General features: G+C 67.7%; 19 protein-coding genes. 9 read left to right on the forward strand and 10 right to left on the reverse strand.

Going from position 1 to position 20,384, the window contains the following annotated elements:
• The first annotated feature begins 89 nt into the window (after window positions 1–89).
• Window positions 90–974, forward strand: coding sequence for an alpha/beta fold hydrolase (locus tag B3E91_RS10240; RefSeq protein ID WP_287029328.1), 885 nt, complete (start codon window positions 90–92; stop codon window positions 972–974).
• Window positions 975–978: 4 nt separating this feature from the next.
• Here the strand turns inward: B3E91_RS10240 and B3E91_RS10245 are convergent, their stop codons facing one another.
• The 3 genes from B3E91_RS10245 to B3E91_RS10255 all read right to left on the reverse strand — a co-directional run bounded on the left by B3E91_RS10245 (window position 979) and on the right by B3E91_RS10255 (window position 3,762).
• Entirely contained in the window at window positions 979–1,431 is a 453-nt protein-coding gene (locus B3E91_RS10245; RefSeq protein WP_273233911.1) for a DUF3301 domain-containing protein, read from the reverse strand.
• A 100-nt stretch (window positions 1,432–1,531) separates the two neighbouring features.
• Window positions 1,532–2,455: a hydroxymethylglutaryl-CoA lyase gene (locus B3E91_RS10250; RefSeq protein WP_287029329.1), complete on the reverse strand. Its 924-nt coding sequence runs from the start codon at window positions 2,453–2,455 to the stop codon at window positions 1,532–1,534.
• A 110-nt stretch (window positions 2,456–2,565) separates the two neighbouring features.
• The gene (locus B3E91_RS10255; protein WP_287029330.1) at window positions 2,566–3,762 is read right to left on the reverse strand and encodes a CaiB/BaiF CoA transferase family protein; all 1,197 of its coding nucleotides are present in this window, start codon (window positions 3,760–3,762) and stop codon (window positions 2,566–2,568) included.
• A gap of 177 nt (window positions 3,763–3,939) precedes the next feature.
• Between B3E91_RS10255 and B3E91_RS10260 the strand changes: the two genes are divergently transcribed.
• The 4 genes from B3E91_RS10260 (at window position 3,940) to B3E91_RS10275 (ending at window position 8,706) form a co-directional block, all read left to right on the forward strand.
• Entirely contained in the window at window positions 3,940–4,842 is a 903-nt protein-coding gene (locus tag B3E91_RS10260) for a LysR family transcriptional regulator (RefSeq protein WP_273233916.1), read from the forward strand.
• Window positions 4,843–5,064: 222 nt separating this feature from the next.
• Window positions 5,065–6,033: a TRAP transporter substrate-binding protein gene (locus B3E91_RS10265; protein WP_376747731.1), complete on the forward strand. Its 969-nt coding sequence runs from the start codon at window positions 5,065–5,067 to the stop codon at window positions 6,031–6,033.
• Between the two features lie 121 nt (window positions 6,034–6,154).
• Complete coding sequence (locus B3E91_RS10270; protein WP_287029332.1) at window positions 6,155–6,556, forward strand: DUF2946 domain-containing protein; 402 nt, start codon at window positions 6,155–6,157, stop codon at window positions 6,554–6,556.
• An 83-nt stretch (window positions 6,557–6,639) separates the two neighbouring features.
• Window positions 6,640–8,706, forward strand: coding sequence for a TonB-dependent copper receptor (locus B3E91_RS10275; RefSeq protein WP_287029334.1), 2,067 nt, complete (start codon window positions 6,640–6,642; stop codon window positions 8,704–8,706).
• Window positions 8,707–8,751: 45 nt separating this feature from the next.
• Here B3E91_RS10275 and ybaL read toward each other — a convergent pair whose 3' ends face one another.
• Window positions 8,752–10,422, reverse strand: coding sequence for a YbaL family putative K(+) efflux transporter (gene ybaL, locus B3E91_RS10280; RefSeq protein ID WP_287029335.1), 1,671 nt, complete (start codon window positions 10,420–10,422; stop codon window positions 8,752–8,754).
• 154 nt (window positions 10,423–10,576) lie between these two features.
• A complete protein-coding gene (locus tag B3E91_RS10285) occupies window positions 10,577–11,062 on the reverse strand; it encodes an acyl-CoA thioesterase (protein WP_090231474.1) in 486 nt (161 codons plus the stop codon).
• Between the two features lie 165 nt (window positions 11,063–11,227).
• Here B3E91_RS10285 and B3E91_RS10290 point away from each other — a divergent pair, with 165 nt between their 5' ends.
• Complete coding sequence (locus tag B3E91_RS10290; RefSeq protein ID WP_273233922.1) at window positions 11,228–11,638, forward strand: antitoxin Xre/MbcA/ParS toxin-binding domain-containing protein; 411 nt, start codon at window positions 11,228–11,230, stop codon at window positions 11,636–11,638.
• Window positions 11,638–12,330, forward strand: coding sequence for an RES family NAD+ phosphorylase (locus B3E91_RS10295; RefSeq protein ID WP_286785688.1), 693 nt, complete (start codon window positions 11,638–11,640; stop codon window positions 12,328–12,330). The genes B3E91_RS10290 and B3E91_RS10295 overlap by 1 nt, the downstream gene beginning before the upstream one ends.
• Here B3E91_RS10295 and B3E91_RS10300 read toward each other — a convergent pair.
• Window positions 12,327–13,022 carry a Crp/Fnr family transcriptional regulator gene (locus B3E91_RS10300; protein ID WP_273233924.1) on the reverse strand — a complete coding sequence of 232 codons (696 nt, stop codon included), beginning with the start codon at window positions 13,020–13,022 and terminating at the stop codon, window positions 12,327–12,329. The genes B3E91_RS10295 and B3E91_RS10300 overlap by 4 nt on opposite strands.
• 193 nt (window positions 13,023–13,215) lie before the next feature.
• Between B3E91_RS10300 and B3E91_RS10305 the strand changes: the two genes are divergently transcribed.
• Window positions 13,216–13,821 carry an HD domain-containing protein gene (locus B3E91_RS10305; protein ID WP_273233925.1) on the forward strand — a complete coding sequence of 202 codons (606 nt, stop codon included), beginning with the start codon at window positions 13,216–13,218 and terminating at the stop codon, window positions 13,819–13,821.
• A 100-nt stretch (window positions 13,822–13,921) separates the two neighbouring features.
• Here B3E91_RS10305 and B3E91_RS10310 read toward each other — a convergent pair whose 3' ends face one another.
• Entirely contained in the window at window positions 13,922–15,289 is a 1,368-nt protein-coding gene (locus B3E91_RS10310) for a glutamine synthetase family protein (RefSeq protein WP_287029339.1), read from the reverse strand.
• Between the two features lie 112 nt (window positions 15,290–15,401).
• Complete coding sequence (locus B3E91_RS10315) at window positions 15,402–16,793, reverse strand: aspartate aminotransferase family protein (RefSeq protein ID WP_287029340.1); 1,392 nt, start codon at window positions 16,791–16,793, stop codon at window positions 15,402–15,404.
• Window positions 16,794–17,083: 290 nt separating this feature from the next.
• On the opposite strand from B3E91_RS10315, the gene B3E91_RS10320 reads away from it, so the two are divergent.
• Window positions 17,084–18,841, forward strand: a complete 1,758-nt coding sequence (locus B3E91_RS10320) for a cation:proton antiporter (protein ID WP_287029343.1) — start codon at window positions 17,084–17,086, stop codon at window positions 18,839–18,841.
• Window positions 18,842–18,884: 43 nt separating this feature from the next.
• Here B3E91_RS10320 and B3E91_RS10325 read toward each other — a convergent pair whose 3' ends face one another.
• A complete protein-coding gene (locus B3E91_RS10325) occupies window positions 18,885–19,292 on the reverse strand; it encodes an SMI1/KNR4 family protein (protein WP_090231480.1) in 408 nt (135 codons plus the stop codon).
• 152 nt (window positions 19,293–19,444) lie between these two features.
• Window positions 19,445–20,305 carry a Tim44 domain-containing protein gene (locus B3E91_RS10330; RefSeq protein ID WP_287029344.1) on the reverse strand — a complete coding sequence of 287 codons (861 nt, stop codon included), beginning with the start codon at window positions 20,303–20,305 and terminating at the stop codon, window positions 19,445–19,447.
• Window positions 20,306–20,384: the final 79 nt, after the last annotated feature.

The raw sequence follows: 20,384 nt of genomic DNA on the forward strand, positions 1-20,384 counted from the left end.
CGACCTTATCACGAGCCGTCGCCACGCTCTGCCCTTGTCCACGGCGACTGGATACACTGCGCTTCTCGAACAACAACGATTGCGCCCTCATGCACTTGCATCCCTGGTCTTTACCCGTCGCCGAGGGATTCACCCTGCGCGGCTGGCACAGCGAGCCGTCCGGCAAACCGCTGCTGCATTTCCTCCACGGTAACGGTTTCTGCTCTCGCACCTACGAACCCTTGCTGCGCCGGCTGAGCGACGATTTCGATCTGTGGCTGGGCGATTTCCAGGGCCACGGCGAAAGCGACCATGGCGGCACCTTCGTCGGCTGGAACCGCAGCGCCGAACTCGCCGTGCAGTGCTTCGAGTCCGGCCGCGAGGTGTTCGGCCAGGTGCCCCGGCTGGCCCTCGGGCACAGCTTCGGCGGCGTGCTCACCGGCCTGATCCTGGCTGAGCGGCCGGACCTGTTCCAGCGCGCGGTGCTGCTCGACCCGGTGCTGTTCAGCCCGCGCATGCTGATGGCGATGCGCTTCGCCGCGCTGTTCGGACAGTACGGCCGGCATCAGATGGCGCGTCGGGCGGCGGCGCGGCGCAACCACTGGCCGGACCGCCCGGCGGTGCGCGCCAATTTCGAGGGTCGCGGGATCTTCAAGGGCTGGTGCGAGGAGGCGCTGGACGCGCACATCGAGCACGCGCTGCGCCCGGCGGCGGACGGCGGCGTGGAGCTGAAGTGCCGGCCGAGCCGCGAGGCCGAGGTGTTCTCCTCGTCGCCGCAGCGCTTGTGGCCGACGCTGCGCCAGGTGCGCACGCCGACCCGGGTGATCCACGGCCGCGACAGCTACGCCTTCATCGCGCCCTCGGTGGCGCGCTGGTGCGCGGCGAGCCCGTCGCTCAGCGAGCAGGCGGTCGACGGTGGCCATTGCTTCATGCAGGAACACCCCGAGCATACTGCCGTGCTGGTGCGCGGCTTCCTGCTGGAGCAGTCGTTCTGACCCGCTAGCTCTTGCGCTTCCACTGGTCGAGGCGGACCACGTTGTCGGTGCGCCGCGGCGTCGGTGGGGCGCTCGGCACGCTTTCCAGGATCGCGCTGGCGGCGACTTCCACCACCGGTGCGGGCATCGGCTCGGCGGCGGTCGGCAGCGGGTGCGCCTCCAGCTCGATACGGCCGAGGTGATTGCCGAACATCACCAGGGTGCCGGCATGGCGCTGCTCGCCGGTGACGGTGAACTCGAAGGCGTAGACCCGCGCGAAGCGCTTGCGCCCGCGGCTGTCGGCGACCAGGCCGAAACGGCGGAAGGCGACGTTCTCATCGAGCAGTTCCACCTGCACCTTCGCGCAATGCTGGCGCGCCAGGATCAACGCGCGCTCGCGCACGCCGTGGCCATGCCAGAGCCAGGCGCCGGCGCCAGCCAGTAACAGCAGCAGGAACAGATTGCCGAGGGTCAGCATGGAGGGTCCAGTCGAGGGGCGGAGACAGGAGCTTACCCCAACCCCGGCGACTTTCAACGGGGCGCATCCGGGCTTTTTTCGCGACCCGCATGCGCCGCTTTCAGGCCTGCAGCGAACGCGGTTTCGGGTAGCGGCGGTCGGCCTTGCCGGCCTTCAGTACCTGCCCGGGCAGGGCGTGGCCGACGATCGCCGGCAGCCCGGCGGCCACCTCCAGCAGGGCGTCGAGGTCGACCCCGGTGTCCTCGCCCATCTGCGCGAACATGTGTACCAGGTCCTCGGTGCAGACATTGCCGGTGGCGCCCGGCGCGTAGGGGCAGCCACCGAGCCCGCCGAGGGAGGCGTCGAAGCGGCGGATGCCGACCTGGAACGCCGCCAGCGCGTTGGCCAGGCCCATGCCACGGGTGTCGTGCACATGCAGGGTGAAGTCGACCTGCGGCCAGCGCGCCAGCGTTTCGCGGCAGATCCGCGTGACTTGCGCCGGGTTGGCCATGCCGGTGGTATCGCACAGCGTCACGCCCTGCACGCCGATTTCCAGCAAGCGCTCGATCAGGTGGTAGACCCGTTCTTCCGCGATGTGGCCCTCGAACGGACAGCCGAAGGTGGTCGACAGCGAAGCGTTGATGAACACGCCGCTGCCGCGGCTTACATCGATGATCTCGGCGAACTGCGCCAGCGACTGCTCCGGCGTCATGCGCAGGTTGGCCAGGCCGTGGGTGTCGCTGGCCGACATCACCAGGTTGATCTCGTCCACCCCGCAGGCCAGGGCGCGCTCGCAGCCCTTCACGTTGGGCACCAGCACGGTGTATTCGACGCCCGGCACGCGGGTGATGCCGCGCATCACCTCCTCGGCATCGCGCAGGTTGGGGATCGCCTTGGGCGAGGTGAACGAGGTCGCCTCGATCTTCGCCAGGCCGGTGCGCGAAAGCGCGTCGATCAGGGCGATCTTGGTCTCGGTGGGGATGAAGTCGGCTTCGATCTGGAAGCCGTCGCGGGTAGCGACTTCCTGGATGTAGAGACGGGTCATGGAGCAATCCTGTTGGGTCGGGTATGTGGCCCGGGTCGAGCGCAGCGTCACCCGGGACGGATCTCCTGGGTATCACGTCGTTCAACCCAGGCTACCGGCGATGGCTGGCTTCAGATGATCCCGCGCTCACGCAGGCCGGCGACCTGCGCGTCGCTGAGGCCGAGGCCGGCGAGCACATCGTTGCTGTGTTCGCCCAGCTGCGGGCCGCCGGCACCAATTCGTCCCGGCGTGCGGCTCAGCTTGGGCAGCACGCCCGGCACCTTCAGCGGACCGGCGCTGGTCTGCACCTGCTCGATCATGCCGCGGGCCAGGTAGTGCGGATCGGCCACGATATCGGCGGCGGTGTAGGGGTACCCAGCCGGTACGCGGGCCTCCTTCAGGGCCTCGATCACCTCGTCACGACCGTGTTGCAGGGTCCACTCGGAAATCGCCGTGTCGATCCGCTCGGCCTGCAGGCTGCGCCCGTCGTTGTGCGCCAGGGCAGGATCGTCAGCGAGGTCCATACGGCCGATGAGACGCATCAGACGCTTGTAGATGGAGTCGCCATTGCCGGCGATCAACACGTAGCGGCCGTCGTTGCAGGGGTAGGAATTCGACGGCGTGATGCCCGGCAGCGCGCTGCCGGCCGGTTCGCGGACATAGCCGAAGGCGTCGTACTCGGGCACCAGGCTTTCCATCATGGCGAACACCGACTCGTACAACGCCACGTCGATCTCCTGGCCCCGACCGCTGCGCGCCCGCTCCTGCAAGGCCAGCAGCACGCCGATCACGCCATACAGCGAGGACAGCGAGTCGCCGATGCTGACACCTACGCGTACCGGTGCCTGGCCCGGGTAGCCGGACAGATGGCGTAACCCGCCCATCGCCTCGCCGATCACGCCGAAGCCGGGCAGGTCGCGATAGGGGCCGGTCTGCCCGTAACCGGAGATGCGCAGCATGATCAGTTCCGGGTTCAACGTCGCCAGTTCGTGATAGCCCAGGCCCCAGCCCTCGAGAGTGCCGGGACGGAAGTTCTCGATCAGCACGTCGGCCTCGGCGATCAGCCGGCGGGCGATTTCCTGGCCTTCGGCGGCTTTCAGGTCGAGGCTCAGCGAGCGCTTGTTGCGCGATTGCACGTGCCACCAGAGCGAGGTGCCGTCCTTGAGCTTGCGCCATTTGCGCAGCGGGTCGCCGACGCCCGGCGGCTCGATCTTCACCACGTCGGCGCCGAATTCGCCGAGCATCTTGCTGGCGAAGGGGCCGGCGATCAGCTGACCCATCTCCACCACCTTGATGCCCTGCAGCGGCAGGCTGCTGCTCTGGGTCATGTCTGCTCTCCTCGGAGGATGTGTTGCGTATGGCACTGAGCATGGAACAGCGCCTGACCCCGGACAATCAATGAATTGCCAAGCTATGCTTCGCCAAACGCGAAGACCGGCTGATTTTTATCGCCAAACGTTCGATTTCACTCCTTTCGATTCGTGATCCACGAATGCAGGAGCCCCATGCGCCGCATCGATTTCGTCACTCTCAAGCTCTTCGTCAGCATCGCCGACGAGCGCAGCCTGACACGCGCCGCCGAACGCGAGCACCTGGCCCTGGCCGCGGTGAGCAAGCGCATCAGCGACCTGGAAGGCCAGCTCGGCAGCGCGTTGCTGTACCGCCAGCCCAAGGGCGTCGAGCTGACCCCGGCGGGCCACGCGCTACTGCACCACGCGCGCACCCTGCTCGACAACCTGCGCCAGATGAGCGCCGACCTCAGTGAATTCAGCCTCGGCGTCAAAGGCCACGTGCGCATCCATGCCAACACCTCGGCGGTGATCGAATTCCTTCCCGAGGACCTGAGCCGCTTCGCCCGCGCGCACCCGGAGGTGAAGATCGACCTCGAGGAGCGGGTCAGCAGCGAAACCATCCGCGCGGTGCGCGAGGGCCTCACCGACATCGGCATCTTCGCTGGCCACGTGCAGGCCGACGAACTGCAGGTGTTCGGCTATCGCCGCGACCAACTGGCGCTGGTCACCCCGCGCGATCATCCGCTGGCGTCGCGCAGCCAGGTCAGCCTACGCGATGCCATCGGCTACGACTTCATCGGCCTGCAGCAGGATGCCTCGTTGCACAGCCTGCTGCAGCACACCGCGCACCAGCTCGGCGAGCCGCTGCGGATGCGCATCCAGGTGCGCAGCTTCGAGGCGATCAGCCGGATGATCCAGACCGGGATGGGCGTCGGCGTGCTGCCCGACGAAGCGGTGCGCAGCCTCCTGCCGGCGCTGGACGTCGCGGTGATCCCGCTCACCGACCCCTGGGCGAAACGCGAACTCAAGGTCGGCGTGCGCAGCCTGGAGAGCCTCTCGGTCACCGCGCGGCAGATGCTCGAACACCTGATTGGCGGAAATCCGCTGGCCGGCTAGGCGCTTCTTCGTGCGCAAGCCCTCGTGGACGACGAAGCCTGATCGCGCTTTCGCGCGTTTCACGGCGGGCGATTGAAGGCTGCCTTCGCGAAATCCGAAGGCTCGCTTAGCCAATTAAGAATTTCAGCGGCTTGCCGCCGCGTCGTAGATTCATCCGCGGCTCGACAACTACAACTAAGGGGCTCCTCCATGATGCGTACTTTCCTGCGCGGCACCGGCCGCATGCTCGCCGCTTCGGCACTGTTCCTCTGTCTCGGCGCCCAGGCTGACCCGATCCTCATCAAGTTCTCCCACATCACCGCCGACTCCACGCCCAAGGGCCAGGGTGCGCTGCTGTTCAAGAAACTGGTGGAAGAGCGCATGGCCGGCAAGGTGGCGGTGCAGGTCTACGCCAACTCCTCGCTCTACGGCGACGGCAAGGAAATGGAGGCGCTGCTGCTCAACGAAGTGCAGATGCTCGCCCCGGCACCGTCCAAGCTGGAGCAGTACACCAAGCAGCTGCAGCTGTTCGACCTGATGTTCCTGTTCGATGACGTGGCGGCCGCGCAGCGCTTCCAGAATTCCCCGCGCGGCAAGGCGCTGCTCAAGTCGATGGAGCCCAAGGGCGTCACCGGGCTGGCCTACTGGCTCAACGGCATGCGCCAGCTGACCGCCAACAAGCCGCTGCTCGAACCCAAGGACGCCCGCGGCCTGAAGTTCCGCGTGCAGCCGTCCGACCTGCAGGCCGCGCAGTACAGCGCACTGCGCGCGGTGCCGCGGAAGATGGCTTTCGCCGAGATCTATCAAGGCCTGCAAACCGGCGTGGTGAATGCCCAGGACAACCCCTGGTCGAACATCTACAGCCAGAAGTACTACGAAGTGCAGAAGTACATGGTCGAATCCAACCATGGCATCGGTAACTACGTGCTGATCACCAACACGCAGTTCTGGAACGGCCTGCCGGCGGACATCCGCAGCCAGCTGGAGACGATCATCGACGAGGTCACGGTGACCGTTAACCAGCAGGCCGAAGCGCTCAACAACAAGGCCCGCCAGGCGATCGTCGATGCCGGGCAGAACGAGTTCATCGTGCTCACTCCGGAGCAGCGGGCGAAGTGGCGCGATGCCGTGCGGCCGAGCTGGAAGCCCTTCGAGGCCGACATCGGCGCCGACCTGATCGAGGCCGCTCAGGCGGCCAACACGGCGCCCTGATCGCGGGCTATACGCGGCCCGGCGGCGCTCGCCGGGCCGCGGCGTTTTGTCTCAAATCAGCCAGCAGGACGGCGTAGCCGGGTAGGATGGCGACCCTTCCGGCCAATCTCCCGACCCTCACGTGAGCCATTCCCGACGAACCCGTAGCAGCGCCTGGCTTGGTCTCTTCGCCATGCTGCTGGTGTTCGCCGGTCCGTTGCTGTCGCAGGGTATGGCGCACCACGCCATGCCGGGGGTGCAGGCGTCGATGGACATGGCCGCGATGCCGGGCATGCACGACATGCCGGGCATGGCGCATGCCGACGCCCATCCCGCCAGTACCGGCGCCGACGATGCGCTCTGGGCCCAGTGCGGCTACTGCACCCTGTTGTTCAGTTGCCCGGCCCTGGTCGCGGCGCCCTTCGATCTGCCGCCGGCGGGTCTGTTCATCACCCCGCTGGCGACCCCGCGGATCGTCGACGGCCACGCCGCCTCGGCGGTGTTCCCCGGCGCACGCAGCCGCGCGCCACCGCTGTTTTCCTGATCGTCCCCCCGACCCGCTGACCTCGCCGGCGCGCCTGCGCGCGCGCGGCGCAGCGGTATCCGTCTCCCGATCATGGAAAGCACATGTCCACATTACGTACCCGCGCGCGCCTGGTTTTCGTCGCCAGCCCGCTGCTGCTGAACGCGCCTTTCGCGTTGTCTGCGCCTGACGAAGCGAGCCCGCTCGAACTGGAAACCCAGGTGGTCACGGCGGTTGCGCCGGAATCCCCGCTGACCGTCGTCACCGACCCGAAACAGCCACGCCAGCCGGTGCCGGCCAGCGACGGCGCCGATTACCTGAAGACCATCCCCGGCTTCTCGGTGATCCGCGCCGGCGGCAGCAACGGCGATCCGGTGCTGCGCGGGATGTTCGGCTCGCGGCTGAACATCCTCACCAACGGTGGCCAGATGATCGGCGCCTGCCCCAACCGAATGGACGCGCCGACGTCCTACATCTCGCCGGAAACCTTCGACAGCCTGACCGTGATCAAGGGCCCGCAGAGCGTGCTCTACGGGCCCGGCGCCTCGGCCGGCACGGTGCTTTTCGAGCGCGATCCGGAGCGCTTCGGCGAACTCGGGGCGCGCCTCGACGGCAGCGTGCTGGTGGGCTCCAACGGGCGCTTCGACAAGGTCGTCGACGGCGCCGTGGGCGGCTCGCAGGGCTATCTGCGGGTCGTCGGCAATCAGGCCCGCGCCGATGATTACCGCGATGGCAACGGCCACCACGTGCCGTCGAAATGGGACAAGTGGAACGGCGACGTCGCCCTCGGCTGGACGCCGGACGCCGACACCCTGGTCGAGCTCAGCGCCGGTGCCGGTGACGGCGAGGCGCGCTACGCCGGGCGCGGCATGGACGGTGCGCAGTTCAAGCGCGAAAGCCTGGCCCTGCGCCTGAAAAAGTCCAACATCGGCGAGGTGCTGCAGGAGCTGGAGGCGCGGGTGTACTACAACTACGCCGACCACGTGATGGACAACTACAGCCTGCGCACGCCCTCGGGGACCGGCATGATGGCCGGGCCGATGGCGGCCGACGTCGACCGCCGCACCCTCGGCGGGCGCGTCTCCGCTACCTGGCGCTGGGCCGACTGGCAACTGATCGGCGGGGCCGATGCCCAGGTCAGCGAACACCGCGAGCGCAGCGCCTCGGGCATCGACACCTACGACGATCAGCCCTGGAGCCACGACGCGACCATGCGCAACGCCGGTCTGTTCAGCGAACTGACCTGGTACGCCGCCGAACGTCGCCGGCTGATCGGCGGCGCGCGCCTGGACCGCGCCTCGGCCCGCGACTACCGCTCCAGTCTCGGTTCGGGCATGGGCGCGGTGGCCAACCCCACCGCCGGCGACACGCGCAGCGACAGCCTGCCGAGCGGCTTCCTGCGCGTCGAGCAGGACCTCGCCGATTCGCCGACGACGCTGTATGCCGGCGTGGGCCACGTGCAGCGTTTCCCCGACTACTGGGAGCTGTACTCGCCGGATGCCGGCCCGGCCGGCTCGGCGAACGCCTTCGACGGCGTCCGTCCGGAAAAGACCACCCAGCTCGACATCGGCGCGCAATACGCCGGCGAGCACCTGCAGGCATGGGCCTCGGCCTATGCCGGCCAGGTCCGCGACTACATCCTCTTCGAGTACCGCAACGGCGGGATGATGGGCAGCAGCTCGCAGGCGCGTAACGTCGATGCGCGGATCATGGGCGGCGAGCTGGGTGCGGCCTATCACCTGAGCGAGCATTGGAAGGCCGACGCGACGCTGGCCTATTCCTGGGGCAAGAACAGTTCGGACGGGGAGGCGCTGCCGCAGATGCCGCCGCTGGAATCCCGCCTCGGGCTGACCTACGAGCGTGACGACTGGAGCGCCGGTGCCCTCTGGCGGCTGGTCGCCGAGCAGGGCCGGGTGGCGCAGGACAAGGGCAACGTGGTCGGCAAGGACTACGGCGACAGCAGCGGCTTCGGCGTCTTCTCGCTCAACGGCAGCTATCGGCTGAGCGAGCAGGTCAAGCTCAGCGCCGGCGTCGACAACCTGTTCGACAAGGCCTACGCCGAACACCTCAACCTGGCCGGCAACGCCGGCTTCGGCTACGCCGCCGACGATCCGCAGCCGGTGCAGGAGCCGGGACGCACGCTGTGGACCAAGGTGAACTTCAGCTTCTGACCGCAGGCGTTCGCAGGGTGGGCCGCGGCCCGCCCTGCGTTCCGCTCAAACCGCCGCTACCCGACGCTCTTCCAGCCGCTCGAACATGCTGCGGGCGATTTCCCGCTCGCCCATCACCACGAGATCCGCGCCGCTCTGTTCGAGGTGTTCCACCTCGGCGTCGAAATGCGCACGGGCGATAATGCACAGCCGCGGGCACAGCTCGCGCGCGTGCTGGACGATCTTCGCCGCCTCGAACCCATTGGGTATCGCCACCAGCAGCCAGCGCGCCGAGCCGATGTTGGCCTGCTCCAGCACGCCCGATTTTACCGCGTTGCCGAGCACCGCACTGATGCCCGCTTCGCGCAGACCGTCGATGCCGCCCAGGTCATCCTCGATCACCACCAGCGGCGTGCCGGTTTCGCGCAGGCGCGCGCTGATCAGCCGGCCGACGCGGCCGTGGCCGATGAGGATGGCGTGGTCGCGCTCGTCGATCGGCGGCGGCGCGTCGACCTCCGCCGGCGCCGGTGCCGGGCCGGGTTCGCGCCGGTCGAGCCAGGGTTTGAGGCGGGTGATGGCGATGAACAGCAGCGGGTTGACCAGGATCGACAGGATCGCGCCGGCCAGCAGCAGGTCGCGGCCCTGGGCCGGCAACAGCTCCAGGCCGATGCCGAGGGCGATCAGGATGAAACTGAACTCGCCGATCTGCGCCAGGCTGGCGGCGATGGTCAGTGCCGTGGACAGCGGGTGGCCGAAGGCACGGACGATCAGCAGCGCGCCGATCGACTTGCCGAGGACGATGACCAGGAAGGTCGCCAGCACCGGCAGCGGTTCGGCGATCAGGATGCGCGGGTCGAAGAGCATGCCGACCGAGACGAAGAACAGCACGGCGAAGGCGTCGCGCAGCGGCAGGGTCTTCTCCGCCGCGTCGTGGCTGAGTTCCGATTCGTTGAGGACCATCCCGGCGAAGAACGCGCCGAGGGCGAAGGACACGTCGAACAGCACCGCCGAACCGAAGGCGATGCCCATGGCGATGCTCAGCACGGCGAGGGTGAACAGCTCGCGCGAACCGGTGCTGGCCACCTTGCCCAGCAGCCAGGGCACGAAGCGGCGACCGCCGACCAGCATCAGCACGATGAAGGTGGCGACCTTGCCGAGGGTCAGCAGCAGCTCCATCGGCAGGCTGACACCGGCATTCGCCTGCTTGCCGCCGAGCAGCCCGGACACCGCCGGCAGCAGTACCAGCACCAGCACCATCAGCAGGTCCTCGACGATCAGCCAGCCGATGGCGATGCGCCCGCGCTGGGTGTCGAGCAACTGGCGTTCCTCCAGTGCGCGCAGCAGCACCACGGTGCTCGCCACCGACAGCGCCAGGCCGAACACCAGCCCGGCGCCGAGCGTCCAGCCCAGCGCCCGGGCCAGGCCCATGCCGAGCAGGGTGGCGAGGACGACCTGCACCAGCGCGCCGGGAATCGCGATGCCCTTCACCGACATCAGGTCCTTCAGCGAGAAGTGCAGGCCGACGCCGAACATCAGCAGGATCACGCCGATCTCGGAGATCTCCAGCGACAGCGCCTGGTCGGCGACGAATCCGGGGGTGAACGGGCCGGCGACCACGCCGGCGAGCAGGTAGCCCACCAGCGGCGAGATGCGCAGGCGGTTGGCCAGGCCGCCGAAGATGAACGCCAGCACCAGCCCGGCGGCGAGGGTGGCGATCAGCGGGGTTTGATGGGACATGCGGCTCTCCTTGGCACGGGACCGGGTCGCCGGGCGCCGCGGGGCGGGCTGGGGCGAAGCGGGGCAGACGCGCGAAGCGCGCCTTCCACTCCCCAGAGTAACCGCTCAAGGACCCCGGTTGACGCCGGTTTGTCCTTGATTTTGCAACGGAATCTTACTCGTAGCTGTCCTTCAGCCCCTGGTAGCGCTGCTCCAGTTCCTGGCGGATCTGGCGGCGCTGCTGGGCCTGGGCGAAACGCCGTTTCTCGTCGTAGGTTTCCGGCTGCAGCGGCGGCACCGGTGACGGTTTGCCGTCCTGGTCCATCGCCACCATGGTGAAGAAGCTGCTGTTGGTATGCCGCACCGAGCGCTCGCGGATGTTCTCGGTGACCACCTTCACGCCGACTTCCATCGAGGTGCGCCCGGTGTAGTTGACCGAGGCGAGGAAGGTCACGAGTTCGCCGACGTGCACCGGCTCGCGGAAGATCACCTGGTCCACCGACAGCGTCACCACGTAGCGACCGGCATAGCGGCTGGCGCAGGCGTAGGCGACTTCGTCGAGGTACTTGAGCAGGGTGCCGCCGTGCACGTTGCCGGAAAAGTTGGCCATGTCCGGCGTCATCAGCACCGTCATCGTCAATTGGGTGGTTCCGGCTTCCATGGCGTCCCTCGTCTGTTCGTGGCTGGTTTCGCGCAACCATAGCCGAGGCGCAATCCTGGCGTCGCCTGGCTTCTGCCTCGGCGGGCGGGATTACCGCTGCACCGATTTGCATTTGTGGATATATCGCCCAATAATGTAGATATGTCTACGAGATGAGTGCCTTCCATGGTCATGTCCGCCCTGCGTTCCGATTCGTCCGAATTCGCCTCGGAAGAAAGCCGCCGCGACCTGGCGCGGATCGTCGCGGCGCTCTTCGAGCGCTGGCGCCTGGATACCGACCTGCAGATGCAACTGCTCGGCATGAGCCCGAAGAGCCGCAAGCAACTGCCGAAATACCGTGCCGGCGAACTGGCCCTGCCCAACAGCCGCGACACCCTGGACCGCGTCGGCTACCTGCTCGGTATCCACAAGGGGCTGCGCCTGCTGTTTCCCGAGGACGAGACGCTGCGCTTTTCCTGGGTGCACCGGCGCAACCGCGTGCTCGAAGGCGCGACGCCGCTGGAAGTGATGGTCCGCGACGGCCTGCTCGGGGTGGCGCGGATCGCCCGGCTGGTCGACTTCCAGCGGGGCCGCTGATGGCCCTGCTCGACAGCACCTGCGATTTCTCCGCCGCGACCTACCGCAACATCGCCTCGTTGCGGGTATCCGCCAACCTGTTCGACGACCTGGTCGACGACGCGCGCGCGCAGGAACTGGCCAACGCCGCGGAGATGCGCGTGCGCCGCGTCGGCCCCGGCGTGATCGAGCGCGGCCTGGCCTACAGCGAGGCCATCGGCTATCCGTTCGAGGCCGACGGCATCGTCGCCAGCCGCTACGGCGACGGCAGCATCCGCGTCTGGTACGGCGCGCTGGACGAAGACACCGCGCTGGCCGAGACCTGCTACCACCAGATCCAGATGCTGCGCGACATCGAGGGCGTGGACGGTCCGGTGACCCGCTACCGCAAGGTCTGGCGGGTTCAGGCGAGCGGCCTGTTCGTCGATTTGCGCGGCAAGACCGGGGAATTCCCCGACCTGCTCGGCGACGACTACGGTTACCCGCAGTCGGTCGGCAAGCGCTTGTCCCACGAAGGCCTGCCCGGTGTGCTCTACCCGTCGGCACGCTGGCGCGGCGACTGCCTGGCGGCCTTCCGTGCCGATCCGCTGTCCTCGCCCGTGCAACTCTACGACCTGACCTACCGCATCGATGCGGCGGCCGGCAGCGTCGAGGTCGAGCGCGAGCCAGGGAAACTGCTGGTGCGCCTGAGCCTGGCGCAGCTGCGTCGTTAGGCGTCGTCTTCCAGTGCGCGCAAAAGCGGCAGCGAGAGGATGTGCACCTGGCCATAGCCGAGGGCGATGGCACCCGCCGCGACCATCGTCTTCAACTCCAGCGCCAGCGTCTGCCGGGTGATGCCGAGCATCATCGCCAGCGCGTCCTGGGTCACCTGCACCACCGCGCGGCCGCTGTCGGCCATGGTCGCGTCGCCGTGGGCGAGCTGTTCCAGGCGGCGCACGATGCGCGCGCGCGTCGAACGCAGCATGGCGTCCTCCAGCAGCTTGAAGGCGAGTCGCGTATGGGCGGCCTGCAGCACCGCGATGGCATGGGCGAAGCGGCCGTGGCGCATCAGCGTGGCGAACGCCGCCGGTTCGATGCAGAGCAGTTCGGCGTTGCCCTGCGCGGTGATGTCGTGGATGCGCGGCAGGCCATCCAGCGCCGAGGCCTCGCCGAACCAGTTGCCCGGCTCCAGCAGGCCGAGGATCGCTTCCTTGCCGTCCGCCCGCAGCGTCGAGACCTTCAGCGTGCCCGCCACCAGCCCGTAGAAGGTGCTGCCGGCGTCGCCCTGGCGAAACACGAATTCGCCACCGTTCAGGCGCTTCGGCTTGCCGGCGGCGAGCAGCTCGTCGCGGATGTCGGCGGGCAGCGCGGCGAACCACGGGTTGCCGAGCATTCGCGCGGCGAGGAGATCGTCAGCGAAGGGCATTCGCGTGCTTCCTTGGAGTTGTCGGGGCACTGTGACCCGACTCGCCGGGAGCCGCAAGGCGCCGAATGGCGGAGCGGCCGTGGCCAGCCAGCCTGGCCAATTGCAAGAAACCTTGCAGTTCGCCGGCCGCGCTTTCTCTAGGCTGCGATGACGCCAGCGGCCCACGCCGGCGATCCATAACAAGGAGAGCGCCATGAGTGCCCGTGCCGGTTTCACCTCGTTCCAGAACAGTACCCGCGATGACTGGCAGCTGATCGGCGCCGAATTCGTCGGCTTCGCCAAGGGGCTTCCCGACCGCGTCATCGCCCACCTGCGCCTGCTGGAGGGCGACTACGGCGGCTTTCCGATCGACCGCTACGCCCACTCGCTGCAGACCGCCACGCGGGCGCTGCGCGATGGACGCGACGAGGAATACGTGGTCTGCGCGTTGCTGCACGACATCGGCGATACGCTGGCGACCTTCAACCACCCGGACATCGCCGCGGCGATCCTCAAGCCCTTCGTCAGCGAGGCCGATCACTGGATGGTCCAGCACCACGGGATTTTCCAGGGCTACTACTTCTTCCATCACCTGGGCCTGGACCGCGACCTGCGCGAGCAGTACGCCGACAGCCCGCACTACGAGCGCACCGCCGAGTTCTGCGAGCTGTACGACAGCCCGGCGTTCGACCCGGCCTACGCCAACCTGCCACTGAGCGAGTTCGAGCCGATGCTGCGCCGCGTGCTGGCCAAGCCGCGCAACAGCATCTATGGCAAGGCGCTGGAGCCGGCGGCGATGCCGGCGCAGCAGCCGGCCTGAGAGCGTTCAAGGGGACGTCCAGGTCGCGCGTTTACCCCGGGTAAACCGCGCTCCTGGGCGGCTGGCTTCAGCCCGCCAGATCCTGACGGGTTGCGTCGGTTCAGGCCTGGGTCAGGTACCAGCGCCAGTCCTGCTCGCCGACCTCGCCCATGAACTGGCGGTACTCGGCCTGCTTGATCGCCAGGAACACCTTGAGGAACTCCGCGCCCAGCGCTTCGCGTGCCCAGCTCGAGTGTTCCAGCGCGCGCAGCGCGGTGAGCCAGTCGGTGGGCAGGAATTCCGTGGCCTGGGCGTAGCCGTTGCCTTCGATGGGCGCGCCCGGATCGAGTTGCAGGCGGATGCCGTGGTGGATGCCCGCGAGGATCGCCGCGGCGGCCAGGTAGGGGTTGGCGTCGGCGCCGCAGATGCGGTGCTCGATGTGGCGGCTCTTCGCCGGCCCGCCCGGCACGCGGAACGACACGGTGCGGTTATTGATGCCCCAGCTCTTCGCCAGCGGCGCGTAGCTGTTGGCCTGGAAGCGGCGGAACGAGTTGGCGTTGGGGCAGAACAGCGCCAGCGAGTCGAGCAGCGTGGCCATCATCCCGGCGATCGAATGACGTAGCAGGGGCGTACCGGCAGGGTCTTCGCTGGCGTAGAGGTTGTTGCCCTCGGCGTCGGCGAGGCTGACGTGCATGTGCATGCCAGTGCCGGCAAGGTCTGCGAACGGCTTGGCCATGAAGCAGGCCTGCAGCCCGTGGCGGTTGGCCACGCCCTTGACCAGGCGCTTGTAGCGGATGCCTTCGTCGATGGCCCGCAACGCGTCGAAGCGGTGCTCCAGGGTGATTTCCACCTGGCCGGGCGCGTACTCGGAAATCGCCGTGCGCGCCGGCAGGCCCTGCGCCTCGCAGGCGTCGTAGAGATCATTGAGGAAGGGTTGCAGCTGTTCCAGTTCGTAGATGCCGTAGACCTGGGTGGCGTGTGGCCGGGTGCCGTTCATCTGCCGCGCCGGCAACGGGCGGCCGTCGGCGGCGCGTTCGCGGTCGAGCAGATAGAACTCCAGTTCCACCGCCATCACCGGGTGGTAACCGTCGCCCTTGAGGCCGTCGATCACCCGCGCCAGCAGGTGGCGTGGATCGGCCGGGGTCGCCGGCAGGCCCAGGGTCGGATGCATGCTCACCTGCAACTGCCCGGTCGGGCGCTCGCGCCAGGGCTGCAGGCACAGGCTGCCGGGCAGCGGGAAGGTCCAGCAGTCGGCATCGCCGACATCCCAGACCAGCCCGGTCTCGTCGACGTCCTCGCCGTTGATGGTCAGCCCGAGGATGGTGCTAGGCAGCGGCCGGCCTGACTCGAACACGGCGAGCAGTTCCTCGCGGTGCAGCAGCTTGCCGCGCGGCACGCCGTTGGCGTCGATGAGGAACAGCTCGATGCTGCGCACCTCGGGGTTGGCGGCGAGGAAGTCGTGGGCTTCCTGGATATCGGCGAATTGCATGGTGAGGTCCTTTTTTCTCCCCTCTGCCGTTTACGGGAGAGGGGCCGGGGGAGAGGGGCGGAGGGCGCGACATGGGCCCTCTCCCCGACCTTCTCCCATGAATGGGAAAGGGCTAAAGCCGCGCGCCGGGAATCGCCAGCAGCTCGCTCAGCCCCTCGTCGAGGGTGGCGAGCAGCAGGTCGACATCCGCCGCGGTGGTGTCCGGGCAGCACAGGGTCATGTTGTGGAACGGCGTGATCAGCACGCCGCGGTTGATCAGGTAGAGGTGCAGGGCCATCTGCAGGCTGTCGTGGAACGCCGCTTCGGCCTGCGCGCCGGTCTTCGGCGGTTGCACGCAGAACTGGAACTCGCAGCGCGCGCCCAGTTGGCTGACCGACCAGGCCAGCTGGTGACGGCCGATCAGCGCGCGGAAGCCGTCGGCCAGGCGTTCGGCCAGCGCCAGCATGTGTGCGTAGGCGCTCTCGGTCATCACCTGTTCCAGGTTGGCGCGCATGCAGTGCATGGCCAGGGCGTTGGCCGACAGCGTGGTGCCGATGCCGCTGTGGCCGTGGCCGTGGACCATTTCGCTGGCGTGCTGCTGGGCCAGGCGCATGTCCTGGGCCATCTCGGCCGTGCAGCCGTACACCGAGCAGGGCACGCCGCCGGCGATCGGCTTGCCGAGGGTGATGAAGTCCGGCTCGAGGTTCCAGGCGCGGGTACAGCCGCCGGGCCCGGTGGAAATGGTGTGGGTCTCGTCGATCACCAGCAGGCTGCCGTACTTCCGCGTCAGCTCGCGCACGCGCTGCATGAAGCCGGGCTCGGGCAGGACCATGCCGATGTTGGTCATCGCCGGCTCGCAGAGCACCGCGGCGATGTCGTTCTGCGCCAGCGCGGCTTCCAGCGCGGCGAGGTCGTTGAACGGCACCACGCGGCTGTGCTGGACCAGGTTGCGCGCCTGGCCGATCAGGCCCGCGCGGTGCACGGTGTGGCCGTCGCGCTGGCGCACCATGGCCTCGTCCACGGTGCCGTGGTAGCAGCCGTCGAACACCAGGATCACCTTGCGTCCGGTGATCGCGCGCACCCAGCGCAGGACGAAGCGGTTGGCGTCGGTGGCGGTGGTCGCCACCTGCCAGTAGGGCAGGCCGAAACGCTGGGCGAGCAGTTCGCCGCAGACCACCGCGTCCTCGCCGGGCAGCATGGTGGTGAGGCCGTTGCCGGCCTGTTCGGCGATGGCGCGGGCGATCGGTGCCGGCGAATGGCCGAACATGGCGCCGGTGTCGCCGAGGCAGAAGTCGACGTACTCATGGCCGTCGACGTCATAGAAGCGGGCGCCCTGGGCGCGCTCGACGAACAGCGCGGAGGGTGTCGACCAGTCGCTCATCCAGTGCATCGGCACGCCGCCGAACAGCGAATGGCGGGCGCGCTCGGCCAGTGCCAGCGAACGCGGGTTGCGCTCGAGGAAGCGTTGCCGCTCGCGTGCGGTCAGAATCTGTACGGCCTGTTCTGCGACGCCACTGGCTGTCATGTTGAACACCTCGTTCGATTTTTCGCACATCCTCGGGGCTGAGCCCGCAGGCTGTCAATAGCGTACGAAAACGCTCGGCGGCGCTCTGGAAGCGCCGTTCGTGCCAACCCGGCGACGGCCGGGCGGGTGCATTGTTTCGCCATATTGCCGTCCGTCAGCGACGCGCCATGCGGATGGTAATCTGCGCTTCCGCTCGCCCGCTGTTCCAGGCGGCGGCCACTCCCTTTTCGAATGTTCGGGGCTCCAGCGGGGCCAAGCGAGTATCGCCAGCAACAAAAGGAGCCGCGCCCATGCATGCCATCAGCTTCATCCAGGATCTGGCCGTGATCATGCTGATCGCCGGTGTGGTCACGATTCTGTTCCACCGCTTCAAGCAACCGGTGGTGCTGGGCTACATCGTCGCCGGCTTCCTGATCGGCCCGCATACGCCGCCGGTCGGCCTCATCCACGACGAGGAGACGATCAAGACCCTTGCCGAGCTGGGGGTGATCTTCCTGATGTTCTGCCTGGGCCTGGAGTTCTCCCTGCGCAAGCTGTTCAGGGTCGGCGCCACGGCGTTCATCGCGGCCTTCCTGGAAATCGGCCTGATGATCTGGATCGGCTACGAGATCGGCCAATACTTCGGCTGGAACAACATGGATTCGCTGTTCCTCGGCGCGATCCTGGCGATTTCCTCCACCACCATCATCATCAAGGCGCTCGGCGACCTGAAGATGAAGAACGAGCGTTTCGCCCAGCTGATCTTCGGCGTGCTGATCGTCGAGGACATCCTCGGCATCGGCATCATCGCCCTGCTTTCCGGGATCGCCGTCAGCGGCAACGTGGAAACCGGCCAGGTGTTCGCCACCGTCGGCAAGCTGACCCTGTTCATGATCGTCGCGCTGGTGGTTGGCATCCTTCTGGTGCCGCGCATCCTCGCCTACGTGGCGCGCTTCGAGAGCAGCGAAATGCTGCTGGTGACGGTGCTCGGGCTGTGCTTCGGCTTCTGCCTGCTGGTGGTGAAGCTGGAATACAGCATGGTGCTGGGCGCGTTCCTGATCGGCGCGATCATGGCCGAGTCGCGGCAACTGGCGCAGATCGAACGGCTGGTGGAACCGATCCGCGACATGTTCAGCGCGATCTTCTTCGTCGCCATCGGCCTGATGATCGAGCCGCGGATCCTCCTCGACTACGCCTGGCCCATCGCCGTGATCACCTGCGCCGTGGTGATCGGCAAGATCGTCACCTGCAGCCTCGGCGCGATCGTTGCCGGCAACGACGGGCGCACCTCGCTGCGCGTCGGCATGGGCCTTTCGCAGATCGGCGAGTTCTCGTTCATCATCGCCGCGCTGGGCATCACCCTGCAGGTCACCAGCGATTTCCTCTATCCGGTCGCGGTGGCGGTGTCGGCGATCACCACGCTGCTCACGCCCTACCTGATCCGCGCCGCCGACCCGCTGTCGGGCAAGCTCGCCCAGGTCATGCCGGAGCGCGTGTCGCGGGTCTTCGCGCTTTATGGCGACTGGCTGCGCAGCATCCAGCCGCAGGGCCAGAGTGCCGTGCTCGCCGGGATGATCCGCAAGATCCTGATGCAGGTGGGCGTGAACCTCGCCATCGTGGTGGCGATTTTCCTCGGCGGCGCCTATTTCGCCGGCACCCTGGCCACCTACCTGGCGCCCTGGGTCGCCCAGGACAACCTGCAGAAGGCGCTGATCTGGGGCGCCGCGCTGTTGCTGGCGTTGCCGTTCCTGATCGCCGCGTACCGCAAGCTCAAGGCGCTGTCGATGCTGCTGGCGGAACTGAGCGTGCGCCCGGAGAAGGCCGGCCGCCACACGGCGCGGGTGCGCAAGGTGATCGCCGAGCTGATCCCGCTGCTGTCGCTGGCCGGGATCATGCTGCTGGTGATGGCACTGTCGGCGAGCATTCTGCCGACCGGCGAGCTGCTGATCGTCATCGGCCTGCTCGCCGCCGGGGTGATCGCGCTGCTCTGGCGCTGGTTCATCCGCGTGCACTCGCGCATGCAGATCGCCCTGTTCGAGACCCTCGACAAGCCCGAACAGCCGCACTGAAACCGCTCATGCGGGGCGTCCGGGCGGCGCACTGATCGGCCGATCAGCTCTCCAGCCAGACGTCGCGCGCCCAGTGCCACACCGAGTCCCAGGTCTCGTCGGTGAGTTCGCCGTCGTCGCCATCCCACAGGGTGACCTGGCCTTCGATATCGACCACGTAGTAGTCGCGGCCGTCCTGGCACAGCGGCACCAGATCGCGCGGCAGGCCCAGGTCCCAGGCGGTGGCGGCGACGTCCGGCAGGTAGGTGTGCGATTGCGGGTCGGTGGCAGTCACCGGCTCCAGGCGGCCATAGACCACGTCGCTGACCTTGAGCAGAAACTCGCGCAACTCGAATGGCAGGTTGATCAGCAGCTGCTCCTCGATTTCGACCAGCTGGTCGTCGTCCGGCAACTCCAGGGGAACCGGTACCGGCTCGTTCTGTTCGCGCAGCTCTTCGATGACTTCTTCCACGGCAAGCGTCCTCCCCAACGAAATGGATGCGTTTTATACAGTAGCGTGACCGCGGGGAAAAACCCGAGTCGCACCCAATCGCCGGTCGGCGCTAACTCCAGGCGATAAAAAACCCGGGGCAAGCCCGGGTTTTTTCAGCGTTGCTCGGCGGATCAGTTCTGCCGGATGCCCGCCACCAGCCACGGCTGGTTCTCGCCCTGGGCACGCTCCATGCGCCAGCTTTCGCTGAACGCTTCGCCCTGGTCGAAGCGCGAGGTCTTGGCGACGCCGGCGAAGGTCAGGGTAGCGACCGTCTTGTCCGGGTTGTCGTCGAGGCCGTCGAGCTGGACCTGCAGGTCGTCCACGTAGGTGGACTGGAAGCCGTCGCCCAGGTCGGCGCGCTCGCGCTTGAGGAAGTCGAGCATCTGCGGGGTGACGAACTCGGCGATCTTGTCCATCTCGTTGGCGTCCCAGTGCTGCTGCAGGGACATGAAGTGCTCGCGGGCGGCTTCGAGGAAGCGCTGTTCGTTGAACCAGGCCGGCGCGTTGATCACCGGCGCCGCGGCGCTGGGCGCCAGCGAACCGCCGAAGATGTTGCGGTTGGCGGCTTGCGGCTCGCCCGGCATTTCGCGCTGGAACGGCGCATGGCCCGCCGGGGCGGCGGTCGGTTGCTGCTGGCGACGACGCGCGGCGAGGAAGCGGAAGATCAGGAAGGCGATCGCGCCGAAGATCAGCATGTCGAACAGTTGCAGCCCCTGGAAGCCGTCGCCCATGAACATCGAGGCAAGCAGGCCGCCGGCGGCGATACCGGCCAGCGGGCCGAGCCAGCGCGAGGCGCCACTGGCGGCGCCCGCCTGGCGGCCGGGTGCGGCAGCGGCGGCGTTGTTCTGCGCCGGTTGCTGCATCTGACGGCTCTGGTGGCTCGGCGCGCTGCCGAAGGATTTGCCGCCACCGAAGCGCTTGGCGGCATTCACGTCGAGACTCAGGGTCAGGGCGACGCAAAAGGCCAGGGCAAGGCTGAGAAAACGTTGCATGTGGGTATCCCATTCATTGATCTACGCGCGCCATCTTGAACAGGCGGGCCTGACAAGACCAGCCGCAGAGTGTTTCGGG

The organism is Pseudomonas sp. UBA6310 (genome assembly GCF_002438225.1).
GTDB classification, from domain to species: Bacteria; Pseudomonadota; Gammaproteobacteria; order Pseudomonadales; family Pseudomonadaceae; genus Pseudomonas_O; species Pseudomonas_O kuykendallii.